The organism is Glycomyces sp. MUSA5-2, assembly GCF_037034145.1.
Lineage (GTDB): Bacteria > Actinomycetota > Actinomycetes > Mycobacteriales > Micromonosporaceae > Glycomyces > Glycomyces artemisiae.
The window spans coordinates 410,191-428,013 of the sequence record NZ_JBAGKG010000003.1 but is presented as its reverse complement, the minus strand read 5'-3'; the positions used below and the strand labels follow the sequence as shown (position 1 = coordinate 428,013).

Annotated in this window: 17 protein-coding genes; 6 read left to right on the top strand and 11 right to left on the bottom strand. The window is 71.2% G+C overall.

Annotation, left to right across the window (positions count from 1 at the left end; translation table 11 throughout):
• Positions 1–5 precede the first annotated feature (5 nt).
• The 4 genes from WA640_RS12150 to WA640_RS12135 all read right to left on the bottom strand — a co-directional run bounded on the left by WA640_RS12150 (position 6) and on the right by WA640_RS12135 (position 2,092).
• Positions 6–521: a DUF4395 domain-containing protein gene (locus WA640_RS12150; RefSeq protein ID WP_335987918.1), complete on the bottom strand. Its 516-nt coding sequence runs from the start codon at positions 519–521 to the stop codon at positions 6–8.
• A gap of 103 nt (positions 522–624) precedes the next feature.
• A complete protein-coding gene (locus WA640_RS12145; protein ID WP_335987916.1) occupies positions 625–1,170 on the bottom strand; it encodes a DUF2017 domain-containing protein in 546 nt (181 codons plus the stop codon).
• Entirely contained in the window at positions 1,170–1,484 is a 315-nt protein-coding gene (gene clpS, locus WA640_RS12140; RefSeq protein ID WP_335987915.1) for an ATP-dependent Clp protease adapter ClpS, read from the bottom strand. Before clpS ends, WA640_RS12145 begins: the two co-directional genes overlap by 1 nt.
• Positions 1,481–2,092 (bottom strand): helix-turn-helix domain-containing protein, encoded by a 612-nt coding sequence (locus tag WA640_RS12135; RefSeq protein ID WP_335987913.1) that lies wholly within the window; start codon positions 2,090–2,092, stop codon positions 1,481–1,483. The genes clpS and WA640_RS12135 overlap by 4 nt, the downstream gene beginning before the upstream one ends.
• A 104-nt stretch (positions 2,093–2,196) precedes the next feature.
• On the opposite strand from WA640_RS12135, the gene WA640_RS12130 reads away from it, so the two are divergent.
• Positions 2,197–3,033 carry a DMT family transporter gene (locus WA640_RS12130; protein ID WP_335987911.1) on the top strand — a complete coding sequence of 279 codons (837 nt, stop codon included), beginning with the start codon at positions 2,197–2,199 and terminating at the stop codon, positions 3,031–3,033.
• Between the two features lie 118 nt (positions 3,034–3,151).
• Here WA640_RS12130 and WA640_RS12125 read toward each other — a convergent pair whose 3' ends face one another.
• The 7 genes from WA640_RS12125 to WA640_RS12095 all read right to left on the bottom strand — a co-directional run bounded on the left by WA640_RS12125 (position 3,152) and on the right by WA640_RS12095 (position 10,045).
• Positions 3,152–4,411, bottom strand: a complete 1,260-nt coding sequence (locus tag WA640_RS12125) for a family 1 glycosylhydrolase (RefSeq protein ID WP_335987909.1) — start codon at positions 4,409–4,411, stop codon at positions 3,152–3,154.
• A complete protein-coding gene (locus WA640_RS12120) occupies positions 4,408–5,253 on the bottom strand; it encodes a carbohydrate ABC transporter permease (protein ID WP_335987908.1) in 846 nt (281 codons plus the stop codon). Before WA640_RS12120 ends, WA640_RS12125 begins: the two co-directional genes overlap by 4 nt.
• Positions 5,250–6,203, bottom strand: a complete 954-nt coding sequence (locus tag WA640_RS12115; protein WP_106363545.1) for a carbohydrate ABC transporter permease — start codon at positions 6,201–6,203, stop codon at positions 5,250–5,252. The genes WA640_RS12120 and WA640_RS12115 overlap by 4 nt, the downstream gene beginning before the upstream one ends.
• A 74-nt stretch (positions 6,204–6,277) precedes the next feature.
• The gene (locus WA640_RS12110) at positions 6,278–7,534 is read right to left on the bottom strand and encodes an ABC transporter substrate-binding protein (protein WP_335987907.1); all 1,257 of its coding nucleotides are present in this window, start codon (positions 7,532–7,534) and stop codon (positions 6,278–6,280) included.
• A gap of 244 nt (positions 7,535–7,778) precedes the next feature.
• Complete coding sequence (locus WA640_RS12105; protein ID WP_106363547.1) at positions 7,779–8,783, bottom strand: LacI family DNA-binding transcriptional regulator; 1,005 nt, start codon at positions 8,781–8,783, stop codon at positions 7,779–7,781.
• A gap of 25 nt (positions 8,784–8,808) precedes the next feature.
• Positions 8,809–9,582, bottom strand: a complete 774-nt coding sequence (locus tag WA640_RS12100) for a protein phosphatase 2C domain-containing protein (protein WP_335987906.1) — start codon at positions 9,580–9,582, stop codon at positions 8,809–8,811.
• A gap of 10 nt (positions 9,583–9,592) precedes the next feature.
• Positions 9,593–10,045: a hypothetical protein gene (locus WA640_RS12095; RefSeq protein WP_335987904.1), complete on the bottom strand. Its 453-nt coding sequence runs from the start codon at positions 10,043–10,045 to the stop codon at positions 9,593–9,595.
• A 93-nt stretch (positions 10,046–10,138) separates the two neighbouring features.
• Here WA640_RS12095 and WA640_RS12090 point away from each other — a divergent pair, with 93 nt between their 5' ends.
• The 5 genes from WA640_RS12090 (at position 10,139) to WA640_RS12070 (ending at position 17,795) form a co-directional block, all read left to right on the top strand.
• Positions 10,139–10,768, top strand: a complete 630-nt coding sequence (locus WA640_RS12090) for a TetR/AcrR family transcriptional regulator C-terminal domain-containing protein (protein WP_335987902.1) — start codon at positions 10,139–10,141, stop codon at positions 10,766–10,768.
• A 295-nt stretch (positions 10,769–11,063) separates the two neighbouring features.
• Positions 11,064–11,387 (top strand): hypothetical protein, encoded by a 324-nt coding sequence (locus WA640_RS12085; RefSeq protein ID WP_335987900.1) that lies wholly within the window; start codon positions 11,064–11,066, stop codon positions 11,385–11,387.
• A gap of 13 nt (positions 11,388–11,400) precedes the next feature.
• Entirely contained in the window at positions 11,401–12,132 is a 732-nt protein-coding gene (locus tag WA640_RS12080) for a hypothetical protein (RefSeq protein WP_335987899.1), read from the top strand.
• Entirely contained in the window at positions 12,129–14,183 is a 2,055-nt protein-coding gene (locus tag WA640_RS12075; protein WP_335987897.1) for a hypothetical protein, read from the top strand. The genes WA640_RS12080 and WA640_RS12075 overlap by 4 nt, the downstream gene beginning before the upstream one ends.
• Positions 14,184–14,480: 297 nt before the next feature.
• Positions 14,481–17,795: a discoidin domain-containing protein gene (locus WA640_RS12070; protein ID WP_442904751.1), complete on the top strand. Its 3,315-nt coding sequence runs from the start codon at positions 14,481–14,483 to the stop codon at positions 17,793–17,795.
• Positions 17,796–17,823: the final 28 nt, after the last annotated feature.

Below are 17,823 nucleotides of genomic sequence, written 5' to 3'. Positions count from 1 at the left end.
CGGCGTCAGACGGCCGCGGCCTTGCGGCGGAGGTTCGCTTCGGTGCGGGCGGTGATGTCGTTGCAGGCTTCGCAGACCGAGGCGGGGATGAGGCCGGCCTTCGTCAGGAGGGCGAACATCTTGCAGCCGAGGCAGAACCCGAGGGCGGATTCGAGGGTCGCGGCCGCGGCGAGGGCGGCGAGGACGATCCAGCCCGCGAGGTCGGCGTCGAAGACGAGGAGCAGAAGCGCGGAAGTCACCGAGAAGGCGACGCCGATGCCCTGCGCGAAGCGCTTGGGCGGGCCCGGGACGGGCTTGGGCTCGACCGGGAGGCGCGGGACGATCACGCGGGTGACGAGCTGGCCGAGGACGCTCAGGGTGGGGCCGGTGGCGACGCGGGCGATGAAGCCCAGGGCGATGACCACGACGAGCCACTCGGCCTGGAAGACCAGCGCGGCGACGCCCATGAGGACGACTCCCGCGGCGACGAGGCGCGCGGCGACCTCGTTCACCGGGTTCGGGAAGCTGAAGAGTCGGCGCATCGGGCGGTCACTCCCTGGATTCGGCTCGGGCATAGGGGGCAGCCTGCGAATCCTACGTCTTCGATAGGTTTAAAGCAATCTTGGTCCGGGATCTGGGACGGGCCTAGGGCATCATCGTCTCGACCAGCGTGTCCTGGAGGAGGTTGAGCCAGGAGTAGACGATCACCGTGGGCACCCGGTCGTCGTCCTCGGGCAGGTCGAACAGCGCGTCCGCGTCCTCCTCGGTCTCGATGCCGAGCCGCACGGCCAGCGCCAGGCGCAGGTCGTTGAGGGCGCCGAGCCAGTGGCGGCAGTCGTCGGCGTCGAGGCTGAGGACGCCGCCGCCGGGGCCGAGGGCGTCGATGTCGGCGACGAGGGCGCGGGCGTCGGCCCGCTTGCGGGCGAGGAGGTCGTTCTCGGTGAAGCGGCGGAACTCGGCGGCGTACTCGCTGTGGCCGTCGTAGGCGTCGGGGAAGAGCCGGGCCAGGACGGGGTCGGCGGGCGGCTGGCTCGGGCCGGGTTCGAAGATCGCGGCGATCGGGTCGTCGGCGGGCTCGCCGCGGGTGGCGAGGAGGTCGGTGAGCTGGTCGGCGAGGCCGCGGAGGATGCTCGTCTCGGCGTCGCCGAGGCGGATCGCGGCGCCGCCGGGGAACGGTTCGAAGCCCTGCATCACTTGTCCTGCGTCAGGGTGGCCCAGAGGCCGTAGCCGTGCATGGCGTGGACGTCGCGCTCCATCTCCTCGCGGCTGCCGCTGGAGACGGCGGCGCGGCCCTTGTTGTGGACGTCGAGCATGAGCTTCTCGGCCATGGACTCGGTGTAGCCGAAGTAGGTGCGGAAGACGTACGACACGTAGCTCATGAGGTTGACGGGGTCGTTGTGCACGATCGTCGTCCACGGGACGTCGGGCGCGGCGGCCTCGTGCGTCGCCGTGTCGGTGGTCTCGGCCGGGGCCCCGGCGCCGCCGAGTTGCGGCAAGTTGATCACTCCCCAATGCTGCCATCGAGAGCGGCCGGGGCGGAGGCGGGCCCCGGAGGGAGGTGGACGGTCATGAGGAGCGTGCAGGTCCCGGTTCCGGCGCCGAGGTAGGCGTGGGGGGCGTCGGCGGGGAACGCGGCGGTCTGGCCCGCGCGGAGGGGGTGCTCGGCGCCGTCGAGGACGAGGGTCATCTCGCCGGTGAGGACGTTGACGGTCTCGTGGACGCCGGCCTGGTGGGGGTGGCTGGGGTAGGCGTCGCCGGGTTCGAGGCGCCAGCGCCAGACCTCGACGGGGGCGGGGCCGGGGGTGGTGAGCATGAGGCGGGCCTCGCCGCCGTGGGCGCCGGTCCAGAGGGGCGCGGTGTCGGCGGCGTCGGCGATGCGCACGCGGTCGGCTTGGGGCCCTTGCATGAGCGCGGAGACGGACAGGCCGAGGGTGTCGGCGAGGCGCACGAGGGTGGCGAGGTTGGGGTTCCCTTGGGCCTTTTCGAGGGCGACGAGGGCGCCCTTGCTGACCTGGGCGCGGCGGCCGAGCTCGTCGAGGGAGAGCCCGGCGCGGGTGCGGGCGGTCTTGACGTTGTGCGCGACGGTGCGCAGCGCGGCGTCGGCCTCGGCCATGTGGCGTTCCTCGCTCGAATGGTCGGTGCGGTCGGTTTGATGAACCGCGACGGTCGGTCTAGTATTCGTTCCGGTCGTTTAGATAGTACAACCCGGAGGTCGCCTTGATCGCACTCGTGCTCGCGCTGGGCAGTTCCCTCGCCTACGGCGCCGCCGACTTCCTCGGCGGGCTGGGCGCGCGGAAGGCGCACGTGCTGCGCACGGTGATGGTGGCGGCCCCGGCGAGCCTGGTCGTGGAGCTGGCGCTGTGGCCGCTGCTCGGCGCGACGTTCACTCCGGCGAGCCTGGGGTGGGGCGCGGCCTCGGGCGTCGCCTCGGCGGCGGCGTTCCTGCTGCTGTACCGGACGCTCGCGATCGGGCCGATGAACGTCCTGTCGCCGGTCACCGCGCTCGTCTCGGCGATGCTCCCGGTCGCGGTGGGCCTGGTCCAGGGCGAGCACCTGGGCGCGGCGGGCCTGGCCGGGCTGCCGCTGGCGCTGGCCGCGGTGGTGCTGGTGAGCGCCGGGCCCGGCGCGCGGTCGGCAAGGCCCGCAAGGAAAGCGCTGCTGCTCGCGGTCGGCGCGGGGGCGGCCATCGCGCTGCAACTGGTGTTCCTGCACCAGGCGCCCGCCGACAGCGGGGTCGCGCCGCTCATCGCGGGCCGCGCCGTGGCGTCGGCGCTGACGCTGTCGGCCGCGGCGCTGCTGCACCGGCGGCTCGGGGACGAGAAGCCCGCATACGCGCTGTCGGCGACGGCGGGCGCGCTGGACTCGATCGCGAACCTGCTGTTCCTGCTGGCCGCGCGCGGCGGCGACCTCGCGGTGGTGGCGGTGATCGTGGCGCTGTACCCGGCCGGGACGGTCCTGCTCGCGCGGCGCGTCCTCGGGGAGCGGTTGCAGCGCAGTCAACTCGCGGGGCTGGGGGTCGCGGCGGTCGCCGTGGGGCTCCTCGCGGTTGCGTGAGGCCGCCGACCCGAATCCCCCCGGTGCCGGGTCGACGGCCTCGTCCCCTGGACGCAAGTCCTTCCGACAGGCGACTACCCGCCTCCCACGGGACTATGCACAGGGACGCCGAATTATCTCAGTTTCTTTGCGCCGCTTGCGCATGGAACCGGAACCGGTCGGCGATGGCGGTGCGCACGCGCGCCAGGCCCCCCTCGCGCTCCCGGAGCTCCCACAGGCCCATGGTGAGCCGGTGGGCCTCGCGCGGGGCCTCCGAGTGGCGGTAGGTCCACTCGTACATGTCGAACAGCGGCCACCATGTGTACCCGACGACGTCCACACCGGACGACCGCAGGTCGTGCAGTGCCGCGACCGATTCGTCGAGCCAGGCCAGCCGGGCCTCGACGGTGCCGGTCACGCAGGTCTCGGTGAGCATCACCGGGGCGCCGTACCGCTCGGCGGCGCCGCGCAGCAGCTCGGCGAGGCCCGCGGTGCCGTCGTCCTGGACGGGCCGCGGGTCGGGGAAGCCGCCGGTGTGGAAGACGCCCGCCTCGAAGACCTCCGTGGAGTGCAGCGGGTAGTAGTTGACGCCCACGACATCGGGGCGCACGGGCGCCTCGGCGAACCACGCGAAGTCGGCGTCGCTCCAGCCGTGGCCGCGCAGGAACGGCGCGAGCGGGTGCGCGTCGCCGACGCGGCCGGTCACCAGGTCCTCCACCAGGAACACCTGCTCCTTGAGGCGCGCGGCGTGCTCGCGGTGCTCGGGCGCGTCGGTGTCGCCGGTGAAGCGCATCCCCGCGTCCACGTGGACGAACACGGCGCCGTCGAGGACGTCGCCCACCGCGCGCTGGGTCTGCACGAACCCGCGCGCGAGCTGCCCGACCATGGCGCTCAGACCCTCCGGGCCCGAGAGGTACGGCGGCCAGTACGCGTACTCCCCCGTGAACAGCGCGTGGATCATCGGCTCGTTCACCGGCGTGTAGTCCGTGACGCCAAGGTGCGCATAGCGTTCGGCGACCGCGGCGGCGTACTCGGCGACCCGCTTCGGGTAGTCGGGGTTCGCGAACTGCTGCTCCATCCACAGCGGCGTCCCGTAGTGCATGAGGTCCACGACGGGCCGCAGCCGCAGCTCCGCGAAGCGGTCCATCACGGCGTCGAGCCAGCCCCAGTCCCACCGGCCCTGCTCGGGCTCGATCCGGTGCCAGGGCACGCCCCAGCGCACCAGCTCGGCGCCCGCGTCGGCCGCCAGCGCGAGGTCCGAGTGCCACCGGTCGTAGTGCTCGGTGAGCGCGTACTCGTCGATCGCGCGCTCGCCGGGCCGCGACTGCGGCACGAAGGTGTCCTCGACGCCGACCGCGAAGTGGAGCCTGCCGTCGCGGTGCCATGGGTGGGAGGTCATTTGAGTCCTGTCGTTGCGATGTTCTCGATGAAGCGGCGCTGGATGAGGAGGAACGCGATGACGAGCGGCAGGATCGCGATGAGCGATCCGGCCATCATCACGCCGTGGGGGACGATGCCGCTGGGTCCGGTGAGGAGCGTCAGGCCGGAGGTGATGGTGCCCATGTCCGCGTCGGTGGTGAACACCAGCGGCCACAGCAGGTCGTTCCAGTTGTTGACGAACGTGAAGAGCCCCAAGGTGAGCAGGGCGGGGACGGCGTTGGGGAGCACGACCGAGCGGAAGACCCGGAACTCGGAGGCGCCGTCGATGCGGGCCGCGGCGTCGACGTCGCGGGGCAGGGAGAGGAAGAACTGGCGCAGGAAGAAGATCCCGAAGGCGTCGGCGGCGCGGGGCGCGATGAGCCCGGCGTAGGTGTTGACCCAGCCGAAGTCGGCCACGAGCTGGTAGAGCGGGATCAGGGTGGCCTGGAACGGGATCATCAGGGTGGCGATGATCGCCACGAGGAGGACCTTGCGCCCGGCGAAGTCGATGCGGGCCAGGGCGTACGCGGCGAGCGAGTCGAAGACGAGCGCGAACGCGGTGACGCCCCCGGCGAACAGGAAGCTGTTGCCGACCAGCCGCGCGAACGGCAGCTCGGAGGTGACCTCCTTGAGGTTGTCGAGGGTCCACTGGTCGGGCAGGAGGCTCGGCGGGTAGGCGTTGACCTCGGCCGCGGGCTTGAACGCGGTGAGGACGATGATCGCGATGGGCAGCAGCACGATCGCGGAGACGACGACGAGCGCGATGACGGCGAGGACGGTGGAGGGCCTGGTCTCGCGCAGGCGCAGGCGGAGGGCGCTCATGAGGACAGGTCCTTTTCCTTGCGGCCGAAGAACAGGAATTGCACGAGGCTGAGCAGCAGGGTCGCGATGAGGAGCACGTACGACAGTGCGGAGGCGAACCCGAGGTCGAGCTTGCGGAAGCCGGACTCGTAGATCTCCATGACGAGGGTCTGCGTGTGGCCGTAGGGGCCGCCGCCGGTCATGACGTAGATCTGGTCGAAGGCCTGGAGCGCGGCGATCATCGCGAAGATGAGGACGAACGCCATCGTGTTGGACAGCAGGGGGAGCGTGACGTTCCGGAAGCGGTTCCAGGGCCCGGCGCCGTCCATGCGGGCGGCCTCGTAGAGCGAGGTCGGGATGTCCTGGAGCCCGGCGAGGAAGATCACGAAGTAGAACCCGAAGAGCTTCCAGACGGCGACGAGCGCGACGGCGGGCATGGCGAGCCGGGGGTCTTCCAGGACGTTCCCGATCTGGATCCCCATGCCGCGCAGCCAGTAGTTGAGGAGGCCGACCTGCGGGTCGATGAGGTAGCTCCAGGCGAACGCCGCGACGGCGAAGGAGACCACGAACGGCACGAACAGGGCCGTGCGGAAGAACGACCGGAACGGCATGCGCGGGCTGTTGAGCAGCAGTGCGAGCGCGAGCGCGGCGATCACGGCGGTGGGCGTGAACAGGACGGTGTAGAGCAGGGTGTTGAGGACGGCGTCGCGCACGTCGGGGTCGGTGAAGACGGTGACGTAGTTCTCCAGGCCGATGAACTCCTCGCGGCCGAAGCCGCTGGCGTCCATGAAGGACAGGCGGAGGGCCGAGATCATGGGCCAGACGACGAACAGTGCCAGGATGATGAGGGCGGGCGCCAGGAACGCCCAGGCTTTCGCGTTGCGGCCCAGCGGGCTGCCGGTGGCGCGGCGGCGCCCGCCGAGCGGCGCCGGGGGCCGGTACCGGCGGGCGGTCGGGTTCTCGGTGGACATGGCTTCCTCTCCGGACGGAACGAAGGCGGGAAGGGTCGGCGGAGGCGCCAAGGGGACGCGCCTCCGCCGGACCGCTATTCGTCGAGCGCTTCCTGGACCTTCGTCTGCGCCTCGGCCAGCAGGGCGTCGATGTCGCCCCCGGCGACCGCCTGCTGGGTCAGCTCGTCGACCGCGCTGAGCACGTCGGTGGTGTTGACGACGCCCGGCAGGAGCGGCTGCCCGGTGCCCGCGATCTCGGTGAGCGAGGCGACGACCGGGTTCTCCGCGACGGCCTCGGCCGGGATGTCGGTGCGCAGCGGCGGCCAGCCGGAGCCCAGCGACCAGGCGACGGAGTTGTCGTCGTTGAGGAAGAAGGAGAAGAACTCCTCGGCGGCTTCCTGCTCCGCGCTGGAGGAGTCCACGGTGACGGCCATGGAGACGCCGATCGCGGAGGCGGCCTGGGCCTGCGGCCCGGCCGGGAGCGCGGCGATGCCGTAGTCGATGTTGTTCTCGGTGGCGATCGAGGCCATCCACGGGCCGCCGACGGTCATCGCCGCCTGGCCGCCGCTGAACAGCTCGTCCGCGCCGACGCCGTCGACGCCGGTGGGCGAGATCTGGTCGCCGACGATGGCGTTGCTCCAGAACTCCAGGGTCGCGGCGTTCTCGGGCGAGTCGATCACGGCCTGGCCGTCCTCGACGATGCCGCCGCCGTTGCCGTAGAACAGGGACGGCCACAGGCCGTTCGCGACGGTGGCGTGGTCGGGGAGCACGACGCCGTACTGCTCGGGCGTGCCGTCGCCGTCCTCGTCCACGGTGAGCTGCTGCGAGGTGGCGACCCACTCGTCCCACGTCTGCGGGAACTCGGTGACGCCCGCGGCGTCGAACAGCGCCTGGTTGTAGTAGACGGCGAGCGGCACGAAGCCCGTGGGCACGCCGTACTTGACGCCGTCGACGGTCTCCATGTCGACCGCGCCCGGGTTCAGGTTCGCGGTGTTGCTGGACTCGTCGGCGTAGAAGTCGTCGAGCTCGGCGAACGCGCCCTTGTCGGCGTAGACGGGGAGGCGCTCGGCGGGCATGGCGACGATGTCGGGGCCCTCGCCGGCCGACAGGGCCGTCAGGAGCGTGTCGTCGATGCTGGCCCAGGTCTTGAGTTCGGTCTTGATCTCGACGTCGTCGTGGGCGGCGTTGAAGTCGTCTACGATGCCCTGGAGGACGTCGCCGTCGGCCTCGGTGTACCCGTGCCAGAAGGTCAGCTCGACGGGGCCGCCGTCGTCGCCGCCGGAGCAGGCGGCCGTGCCGGTGATGGCGAGCGCCGCGCCGACGGCCCCCGCGAGGATTCGCTTGCGTGTCATTTCGGAGTTCCCTCTCAAAGCGAGACTGCGCTGTCTGCGCGTGGTCCAACGCCGGAGACCTTCGTTCTACAACGTTGTAACTTCAGGATCGTAGGAACATCCTCCTCCGGATGTCAACGCCGCGCGGGCACTCGGCGCGATTCTTTCCCGTTTCGTGATCATGGCGGCCACCTGCGGATACACCAGAACAGGCTAAACCCGGGCGGTGTTTCTACAACGTTGTAAACGGGATTCCGCGCCCGGATCAGGCCGACTCGCGCGCCACGACGGAGAAGTCCGCGGCGCGGGTCTGCGGCTCGGCGTCGGCGCCGTCGGCGCTGATGCGGGCGAGCAGGGTGGCGACCGCGGTGCGGGCGATCCACTCGCGGCCGGGGTCGACGGTGGTGAGCGAGGGGATCGCGTACGCGGCCTCGTCGAGGTCGTCGAAGCCGAGGACGGCCACGTCCTGCGGGACGCGCAGGCCCGCCTCCTGGAGGACGCGCATCGCGCCGAGGGCCAGGGTGTCGTTGAAGCCGAAGACCGCGTCGAACTCGACGCCGCGGTCGAGCAGGTCGTGCATGGCGTGCGCGCCGTCGGCCCGGTGCCACAGGGTCGCGCGGGCGACCAGGCGCTCGTCGTATTCGATGCCTTTGGCGGCCAGGGCTTCCCGGTAGCCGCGCAGGCGCAGGCGGGCCGAGCCCATGACCTCGGCCTCGTTCTCGCCGATGACGGCGATGCGGCGGCGGCCGGAGTCGACGAGGTATTCGGTGGCGGCGCGGGCGGCCGCGACGTTCTGCATGGTCACGTGGTCGCAGGGCCACTCGAAGGTGCGCTCGCCGAGCATGACGACCGGGAGCGGCCCGGCCAGCGCCGCGGCGTCCTCGGCGCCGAGCCCGAGCGGGGAGAGGATGAGGCCGTCGGTGCGGTTGAGGCGGGGGCTCTGGAGGAGCGCCAGCTCGCGGTCGCGGTCGCCGCCGGTCTGCTCGACGAGGGTCACCAGCCCCGCTTCCTCGGCGGCGGCGATGACGAAGCTCGCGAGCTCGGCGAAGTAGCTCAGGTTGAGCTCGGGGACGGCCAGCGCGATCGTGTCGGTGCGGCCCGAGCGCAGGCTGCGGGCGCTGAGGTTGGGCTGGTAGCCGAGCTGGGCGATGGCGCGCTCGACCTTCTCGCGGGTCGCCGGCCGGATGTGGGGGTAGCCGTTGACGACGTTCGAGACCGTCTTGAACGACACGCCCGCGAGTTCCGCGACGTCGCGCAGGGTCACCGCCATGGCACCTCCTCAGTCGGTGGCGATTCTACAACGATGCAAACGGGTGGTCGGCGAAGCGGAGGAGGACGGCGGTGGCGTCGTCGTGGCGCTTGCGGGCGGGCGCGCCGTCATTGCGCTCCTCTTCGCGGACCAGGTCGAGCAGGGCGCCCGCACCGCGGTCGGCGGCGAGGGCCATGAGGTCGGGCCAGGTGCGGCCGTAGCGCTCGACGAGGCGGGTCAAGCCGTCGGTGCAGAGCAGAAGGTCGGCGACGCCCTCGGCGGTGCCGGTGTAGGCCATGGCGGCCGCGCCGGGGTCAGCGGCGGCGACCCAGTACCCGTTGTCGCGGTTGCGGACCTGCGCGATGTACTCGACCGGGTAGCGACCGGGCCCGCGCGGCGGGTCGGCGAGGCGGTCCAGGCGGTCGTCGGTCTCGGTGCGGCACTTGCCGTCCCGGTCTCGCCAGGTGATCGCGCAGTCGCCGAGGACGAGCCAGTCGAGGGCCTCGCCGCGGGAGCGGACGAGGGCTGCGGTGGCTCCGGGTGTGACGGGGTTGGCGAGGTCGCAGGTGGGTGCGTGGCGGGCGTTCACCGCTTCGATTGCGGCCGTGAGGACTTCGGCGAGCGGGCGGGGCGGGCCCGACATGTGGACGGCGACGGTCTCGGCGAGGGCGGCGGTGTACCAGGGGACGTCATGGACGCAGCCGTCGTCGGGGTAGCGGGTGATGCCGTCGAGGACGAGGGCCCAGGCGTCGGCGACGAGGAGCAGGTCCTCGTTCGGCGCCGCCGAGCCCGGGCGGGATTCGGCTCCGGCCACGATCATGGCCGCCAGCCTATCGGTCCTTGCGCCACACCGCGACCACAGCCGCCAGCCCGGCGAGCACCGGCAGCAGGCCGAGGAGGCCGTAGCCGAGCGGCACGATCAGGTCGTACTGCTCGCCGCCCATGGAGAGGACGGTCAGCGAGGTGAGGAGCCCGAGTGCGAAGAGGACGGTCACGGCGATGCGCGGGGCGCCGCGGCGGGCGCGGGCGAGCGCGGTGAGCCAGCCGATCGCGCCGAGCACCCCGATGCCGGTGAGGGACCAGGTGATGGCGTTGCGGTCCAGGGCGACGTCTCCGGCGCTCCAGTCGGGGTAGGCGGCCTCGACGTGGCCGGTGATCGTGTCGAGGGTGGCGAGGTCGAGCAGCGGCAGCGCGGCGAGGGCGAGCTGGAGGGCGAGGCCGGTCCAGAGCGCCAGGCGAATTCGGCGCATGCGCGTGTCGGCGGGGGCGGTCGCGGTGGTCATGGTTCCTCCCGGAATCCGGATTCTTACAACGTAAGTTTTCTGCGGGCAATGCTAGACTTACAACGTAAGAATCGTCAACGCGACGGGAGCCACATGGGCGCGAAGCGGACCCGGGGGCAGCGCGCGGGCCTGAGCCGCGAGCGGGTGCTGGAGGCCGCGCTCGGGCTGGTCGAGCGGGAAGGCCTGGGCGCCTTGACGATGCGGCGGCTCGCGGCCGAGCTGGACATCGAGGCGATGTCGCTCTACCACTACGTGCCGAACAAGGACGCCCTGCTCGACGGGCTCGTGGAGCGGGTCGTCGAGCGCGCGGTCGCCGCCCGGCCCGAGGGCGGCACTTGGCAGGAGGCGCTGCGCGGATACGCGCTCGCGATGCGGCGCGCACTGCTCGCGCACCCCGAGGTCGTGCCGCTCCTGGCGGGCCGTCCGGCCCTGACGGCGCGCACCATGTCCACGGTGGAAGCGGTCCTGGGCGCGCTGCGGGAGGCGGGCTTCTCCCCCGCGCAGGGCCTGCGGATGATCCACGCGATCACCGGCCTCGCGATCGGCGAGGCCGCCGTGCAGGCGGGCGCCGGACCGGATCCGCTGGGGCCGGACGCGGTCGACGCCGAAGCGTTCCCGCTGCTGGCCGCGGCGGTGCAGGGCGGGGCCGCGGATCTGAACGGGCGCTTCGAGTTCGCGCTCGCCGCGCTCCTCGACGGGTTCGCGGGCGCGGCGCGGGAGTGAACGGATCGCGCTCTCCCGTGAAGCGGCGATGACGTTCCGGTAACCGCACCGTGAGCGAATGATCGCCCTCGTTGACTTCAGGGCCCGCCGGTCCCATACTTCCGAAAAGACTGCATAATATTGGCCTGCCAACCAATCCGGCCCCGCCCGCGCCCGGAGTAGGGCGCACCGGGGCCGAGCTGAGAGAACGCTCTCTGTCCCGGTGCGGTCCGTGTGGCGGTCGATCAGTATGGTGGACAACCGTAATCAAATACCGAGTATTCATACCCTTTCGGACACACAGATCGGCGACCCCATGGCTGAGCGGACACTCGATACTGAAGCGCTCCAGGAGTACAAGACCCTGATCCAGGAGCAGCTGGACCACCTCGACGACATCATCCCGCGGCTGAAGAAGGGCGAGGTCCTCGGACGGCTCCCCGCCTTCGGCCAGCTCGACGCCTCGGCGACGGCCCGCACGAACTACGAGACCTTCCACTCGACCACTTGGGACAACCTCCAGAACCTGCGCGTCTCCCTGAGCGGCATGATGGAGACCCTCCAGGACTCCATCGACCTGTCCGACGAGGCCGACGACGCCACCGTGAACGAGATGACCAGCTACGAGGGCGAGCTGTAGCGTGTCGCGACGCATGAGCGGCGCGGCCGCGGCCCTCGCCGCCCTCGCCCTGGCCGGATGCTCGGCCACCGGCACCGAAACCGACGAAGACGCGCCGAGCGGGTCATACGCCGTCATGGGCGACTGGCTCGGCTGCGAGGTCTTCGGGGACTTCGCCGATCTCCAAGCGCAGCTCGGCGTCACCGCCGTGGACGGCGAACTCCAGAGCGACGCCATCGGGGAAGGCGTCGACGCCGAGGCCGCCGGGTGCGCGGGGCTGTTCGACCTCGCCACGTTCGAGGACGTCCAGGGCACCTTCGAGTACTCCTCGACCGGCGACGCCGCGATCCGCGGCGGCCTCGCCCCCTGGAACGACGAGGCCGAGGCGGAGGCGAACTTCGCCGACCGCGTCGCCCAGCGCCGCGAGAACGCCGCCGGGATCGCCTACACCGGCGAGACCGAGGGCGAGCTCGCGGGCGAGTGGGACGAGAGCCTCTACATCACCGCCGAGACCGAGAAGCGGACCTACCTGGACGCCTACGGACGCAAGGGCGACTGGGTCGTCTACCTGTCCGTGGACTTCCTGCACGACCCCGGCGCGAGCGCCTACGAGTCGGCGCCCGAGTTCTACCCGGACTCCAGCCCCGAGGCGATGGCCGTGTACCCCTTCACCACCGAGGATCTCGTCGCCTGGGTCACCGGCGAGCACCTCACCCAGATCCAGACCGACATCCTCCAGCGAGCCGAGAGCGAGACGGGCGCATGACCGAAGCAGCCGAGATCGAGAAGGAAGACTACGGGGACATCGAGGAGGGCCAGTCGGGCTCGCAGTTCACCACTGCGCAGAACAGCCTGCTGGTCAAGCCCTCCTGCGAGACCGGCGACTGCACGTGCAAAGTGGAGGAGCCCGCCGAGGCGGCCTGGGTCAAGCTCATGTCGGCCGTGCCGCAGGCCTCCCAGATCAACAACCTCCGCGCGGCCCGCGAGGGGACCATGATGCTCCCCGAGGGCCAGACGATCCAGAGCATGGTCAAGTCCATCCGGCCCCAGCCGGAGGCGGACTACGCGCTCGACACGATCCGCGACGCCTGGACGGACTTCTACGAGGACTTCCGGACCGTCGGGCCCAAGCTGGAGCAGGGCCTCGCCACCCTGTCCTCGGGCTGGAAGGGCGACGACTTCGACGCGTTCGAGGAGCAGGTCGAGACCGTCCTCAAGAACTGCAAGACCATCGGGAACGACATCGGCGGCGAGGACGGCGCCGACGGCGTCATCAAGGTCCTCGACACCAAGCAGTCGGAGATCTTCGACCAGCAGGGCGGCACCGCGTGCGTCTACCCCGCGCCGAAGTTCTACATGGAGGGCACCAGCTGCGGCTCCCACCGCATCCACATCCGCCCCCCGTTCTTCCGCAACTGCGAGATCCGCGAGAACGACGAGACCAAGGCGGCCCTGGAGCTGGCCGGGTTCGACCCGCAGATCGTGGACGAGGTCAGCGAGGGCCGCCAGCAGACGTACGACATGTGGAACGAGTACGTCACCGCCAACCCCGACTACGAGGAGAACGGCCTCAAGGGCCAGGCGCTGGCCGAGTCCAAAGCGGACGAGTACTCCACGCAGCGGCTCGACACGCTCGGCACCCAGGGCTCCAGCCAGCTCGAAGAGGAGGCCGCGCGCGTCAACGAGGAGGTGACCGAGCGGCACAGCAACGTCGAGGCCCAGGTCACCGAGATCGCCCCCGACTCGAAGCCCGGTGAGCAGACCACCTTCAACGAGGGCCCGGACACCGACTTCCCCGGCTCCGACGGGCTCGACGACGGCGGCGGCCCGGGCGGGATGCCCGACGTCGACACCTCCGGCCTGGGCAACCAGACCGGCCCGACCGACCTCACCAAGCTCAGCGACACCCCCGGCGGCAGCGGCCTCAACGGCAGCGGGCTCAACGGGAGCGGCCTGGACGCGAACGGCAACCCGATCAACGGGTCCGGGAACCCGCCCGGCGGCTACGGCGGCGGCAGCGACCTCCAGGGCCTGAACGACGAGAACCCGTTCGACTCCGGCCAGGACCCCGACAACCTCGGCAGCTACGGCAGCACCGGGGCGCCTCCCGGCGGCATCAGCGGCGGCAGCGGCCTCGACGGCCTCGGAGGCAACGGGTCCTACTCCTCCCCCACGCCTCCGGACCTCGACGACGTCTCCGGCGGTCTCGCCGGGGGCGGCGGCGGCCTCGGCTCCACTCCGGGGAGCATCGGCGGCAGCGGCGGCCTCACCGGCAGTGGTGGGGGCGGCGGCATCCCGGGCGGCTACGGCGGCGGGACCAGCCTGGTGCCCAGCAGCCTGCGCCCGCCCACGAGCAGCCTGAAGCCCGGCTCGACCACCGGCACCACCAAGCCGGGCAAGATCCCCGGCTACACCTCGATCCGCAACGCGGGCCCCGGCGGCTCCAAGCCCGGCGGCGTCGGCGGGCTCGGCGGGAACAAGCCCGGCAGCCTCGGCGGCGGCTCGGGCCTCAAGGGCGGCGGCGGCCTCGGCGGCTCCTCCGGCGGCTCGGGCCTTCGCGGCGGCGGCGTCGGCGGCACGGGTGCAGGCTCGGGCCTGCGCGGCGGCATGGGCGCCGGTGCCGCGGGCGCGGCCGGTGCGGCCGGCGGCAAGGGCATGGGCGCTTCGGGCGCGCACGGCGGCGGCATGGTCGGCGGCGGCGCCCCCGGCGGCCGCCCCGGCGACGACCAGGACCACGAGATGAAGTACTGGCTCGCCGAGGAAGAGGACACCTGGGGCGGCGGCCCGGAGGACGAGGACGACGACCCCTTCGCGTAGCGCCGCTTGAAAAAGCAGACCGGGCCCCGGAACCGCCACCGTGCAGGCGGCGCCGGGGCCCGGTCATTTCTGCCCATCGCTCCCATGGGGACGACGAGAGCGACGTATTGACAAGCGTAATTTCTCCGGATTAGAATCACGAAATAGGTATAGCGCTAAACCTATCTCACCCAGCCGATTCATACCTCCAAACTCCCTAAGAGATCGACGCTTGTCGATCCACTGCATGCTGCGCGGAATGCGCCTGCAGTGGACCGGGAACGCGCCTCCCCCGAACAAGGAGTCATCATGAAACTCATGCGCCTCGCCATCGCGGCGGCGACTGCGGTCGTCGCCGCGGCGGCAGCGCTCGTCCCCGCCGCGGCCGTCCAGGCCGCAGGCGACGACAACCTGGCGGCGGGAAGGACGATGACCGCCAGCAGCCAGACGCAGGGCTATGCGGCCGCCAACGCCGCCGACGGCAACCAGGGCACCTACTGGGAGAGCGCGAACGGCGCCTTCCCGCAGTGGATCCAGGTGGACCTCGGGTCGGCCGCCGACGTGAGCGAGGTGGTCCTCGAACTGCCCGCGCTCCCGGCCTGGCAGACCCGGACCCAGACCATCGAGGTGCGCGGCAGCGCCGACGGGTCGAGCTTCACGACCCTGGCCGCGGCGCAGGGCTACACGTTCAATCCGAACAGCGGCAACTCCGTCAGTATCGACCTCGACGCCGCCGACGTGCGCTACGTGCGGCTCGTGGTCACCGCCAACACCGGCTGGCCCGCCGCGCAGATCAGCGAGTTCGAGGTCTACGGCGAGTCCGGCGCGCCCTCGCAGACCGGCGAGCTGGCCGTGCACAAGCCGATCACCGCGTCCTCCACAGTGCACACGTTCGCGGCGGCGAACGCCAACGACGGGGACGTCACCACGTACTGGGAGGGCGCGAACGGGGCCTACCCGAGCACGCTCACCGTGGCGTTGGGGCTCAACGCCGAGCTCGACCGGATCGTGGTGAAGCTCAACCCCGATCCGGTCTGGGGCGCGCGGACGCAGACGTTCTCGGTGCTCGCGCGCGACGCCGCGGGCGGGGACTTCGCGCAGATCAAGGCGTCGGCGCAGTACGCGTTCGACCCGGCCTCGGGCAACACCGTCTCCATCCCCGTCTCGGGCACGTACGGCGAGATCCGGTTGCAGTTCACCGGGAACACGGGCGCCCCGAACGGGCAGGTCGCCGAGTTCCAGGTGTTCGGCGAGGCCGCGCCCGCCGCGGACCTGGCCGTCACCGCCATGTCGTGGAGCCCGGCCGCGCCGAGCGAGACCGACGCGGTCACCCTCTCGGCCCGCGTGGAGAACACCGGCGAGGTGTCCTCCCCCGCGACCGCCGTGGACCTCACGGTGGACGGCGAGATCATCGGCAGCGCAGCGGTACCGGGCCTCGCGGCCGGTGCGGCGGCGACGGTGAGCGTGCCGATCGGCTCGCTGACGGCGGGCGACCACGAGGTGGGCGCCGCGGTGGACCCGAACGGGACCGTGGTCGAGAGCGACGAAGCCGACAACGAGTACACGCACCCGGACCCGTTGGCGGTCAGCGCCATCGCCACCTCGGACCTGGTGGCCTCGGCGGTCACGTGGTCGCCGAGCAGCCCGTCCGCGGGCGACACCGTCGACTTCTCGGTGACGATCGGGAACCAGGGCAGCCTGGCGTCGGCGAGCGGCGCGCACGGCGTCACGCTCAAGCTCGTCAACAGCGACACGGGCGCGGTCGTACGGACCTTCACCGGCTCGTACAGCGGCGTCATCGCGGCGGGCGGCGGCTCCGGGGCGATCGACCTGGGCTCGTGGACCGCGGCCGACGGCCAGTACGCCGTGGAGGTCGCGGTGGCCGTGGACGGCAACGAGCATGAAGTGAAGCAGGGCAACAACACCGCGAGCCGGACCCTGTCGGTCGGGCGCGGCGCCGACATGCCGTACACACTCGACGAAGCGGAGCACGCGACTCCCGGCGGCGGCGCGCAGATCCTCGCCCCCAACCGGAAGATCGGCGACCTCGCGGGCGAGGCCAGCGGGCGCCAGGCCGTGGTCCTCGACGGGACCGGCGAGTACGTCCAGTTCACGACCACCGCGGACACGAACACGCTGGTGACCCGCTTCGCGATCCCCGACGCCGCGGGCGGCGGGGGCATCACCGCGACGCTGAACCTGTACGTCAACGGCCAGTACCTGCAACCGGTCACGCTCACCTCGAAGTACGCGTGGCTGTACGGGGCCGAGGCGAGCCCGAACAACTCGCCGAGCTCCGGTCCGGCCAGGCACATCTACGACGAGGCGAACGTGCTGCTCGACGACGTGATCCCCGCGGGGAGCACGATCCGGCTCCAGAAGGACGCGGCGAACACCGCGGCCTACTACGCGATCGACTTCATCAGCCTCGAAGAGGTCGCGCCGATCGCGAACCCGGACCCGGCGCGGTACGTCGAGCCCAGCGGGTTCACGCACCAGGCCGTGCAGAACGCGCTCGACCAGGTCCGCATGGACACCACCGGGAACCTCGACGGCGTGTACCTGCCCGCGGGCGACTACTCGACGGCGCAGAAGTTCCAGGTGTACGGCAAGGCGGTCGAGGTCATCGGCGCCGGGCCCTGGTACACCCGGTTCTACGCACCCCAGAGCCAGGAGAACACCGACGTGGGCTTCCGCGCCGAGGCCACCGCGAACGGCTCGACGTTCTCCGGGTTCGCGTACTTCGGGAACTACACCAGCCGCATCGACGGGCCCGGGAAGGTCTTCGACTGGCAGAACGTCTCGGACATGACGATCGACAACACGTGGACCGAGCACCAGGTGTGCATGTTCTGGGGCTCCAACATGGATGGAATCCGGATCACGGACTCCAGGGCCCGGAACCTGTTCGCCGACGCGATCAACATGACGAACGGGAGCACCGACAACCTGGTGCAGAACGTCGAGTCGCGGGCCTCGGGCGACGACAGCTTCGCGCTGTTCGCCGCCACCGACTCCGGCGGCGGGCTCCAGAGCGGGAACGTCTACGAGAACCTGACCTCGATCCTGACGTGGCGGGCCGCGGGCCTGGCGGTCTACGGCGGGACCGGGAACACGTTCCGCGACATCCACATCGCGGACACGCTCGTGTACTCGGGGATCACGATCAGCTCGCTGGACTTCGGGTACCCGATGGACGGCTTCGGGTCGAGTCCGACCACGGACTTCGACAACATCTCCGTCGTCAGGGCGGGCGGGCACTTCTGGGGGCAGCAGACGTTCCCGGGGATCTGGCTGTTCTCGGCGTCCAAGGTGTTCCAGGGGATCAGGGTGAGCGATGTGGACATCGTGGACCCGACCTACGCGGGGATCATGTTCCAGACCAAGTACACCGGCAGCCAGCCTGAGTTCCCGGTCGCGGACACGGTCTTCACCGACATCACGATCACCGGGGCGCAGCTCAGCGGCGACGAGTTCCAGTCCAAGTCCGGCATCGGCATCTGGGTCAACGAGATGCCCGAGGCGGGCCAGGGCCCGGCGGTCGGCGAGGCGGTCTTCAACGGCCTCGAACTGAGCGGGAACCACGAGGACATCAGGAACAACACGACGACGTTCGAGCTGGTCATCAACTAGCGGAAAGGGACAGGGCCCCGCCGAGGCG

Bases quoted from the DNA above. Each gene is read 5' to 3' on its own strand.
- WA640_RS12150 (WP_335987918.1), bottom strand. From the start codon at position 521: ATGCGCCGACTCTTCAGCTTCCCGAACCCGGTGAACGAGGTCGCCGCG.
- WA640_RS12145 (WP_335987916.1), bottom strand. From the start codon at position 1,170: ATGCAGGGCTTCGAACCGTTCCCCGGCGGCGCCGCGATCCGCCTCGGC.
- WA640_RS12135 (WP_335987913.1), bottom strand. From the start codon at position 2,092: ATGGCCGAGGCCGACGCCGCGCTGCGCACCGTCGCGCACAACGTCAAG.
- WA640_RS12125 (WP_335987909.1), bottom strand. From the start codon at position 4,411: ATGACCTCCCACCCATGGCACCGCGACGGCAGGCTCCACTTCGCGGTC.
- WA640_RS12120 (WP_335987908.1), bottom strand. From the start codon at position 5,253: ATGAGCGCCCTCCGCCTGCGCCTGCGCGAGACCAGGCCCTCCACCGTC.
- WA640_RS12115 (WP_106363545.1), bottom strand. From the start codon at position 6,203: ATGTCCACCGAGAACCCGACCGCCCGCCGGTACCGGCCCCCGGCGCCG.
- WA640_RS12110 (WP_335987907.1), bottom strand. From the start codon at position 7,534: ATGACACGCAAGCGAATCCTCGCGGGGGCCGTCGGCGCGGCGCTCGCC.
- WA640_RS12105 (WP_106363547.1), bottom strand. From the start codon at position 8,783: ATGGCGGTGACCCTGCGCGACGTCGCGGAACTCGCGGGCGTGTCGTTC.
- WA640_RS12100 (WP_335987906.1), bottom strand. From the start codon at position 9,582: ATGATCGTGGCCGGAGCCGAATCCCGCCCGGGCTCGGCGGCGCCGAAC.
- WA640_RS12095 (WP_335987904.1), bottom strand. From the start codon at position 10,045: ATGACCACCGCGACCGCCCCCGCCGACACGCGCATGCGCCGAATTCGC.
- WA640_RS12090 (WP_335987902.1), top strand. From the start codon at position 10,139: ATGGGCGCGAAGCGGACCCGGGGGCAGCGCGCGGGCCTGAGCCGCGAG.
- WA640_RS12085 (WP_335987900.1), top strand. From the start codon at position 11,064: ATGGCTGAGCGGACACTCGATACTGAAGCGCTCCAGGAGTACAAGACC.
- WA640_RS12080 (WP_335987899.1), top strand. From the start codon at position 11,401: ATGAGCGGCGCGGCCGCGGCCCTCGCCGCCCTCGCCCTGGCCGGATGC.
- WA640_RS12075 (WP_335987897.1), top strand. From the start codon at position 12,129: ATGACCGAAGCAGCCGAGATCGAGAAGGAAGACTACGGGGACATCGAG.
- WA640_RS12070 (WP_442904751.1), top strand. From the start codon at position 14,481: ATGCGCCTCGCCATCGCGGCGGCGACTGCGGTCGTCGCCGCGGCGGCA.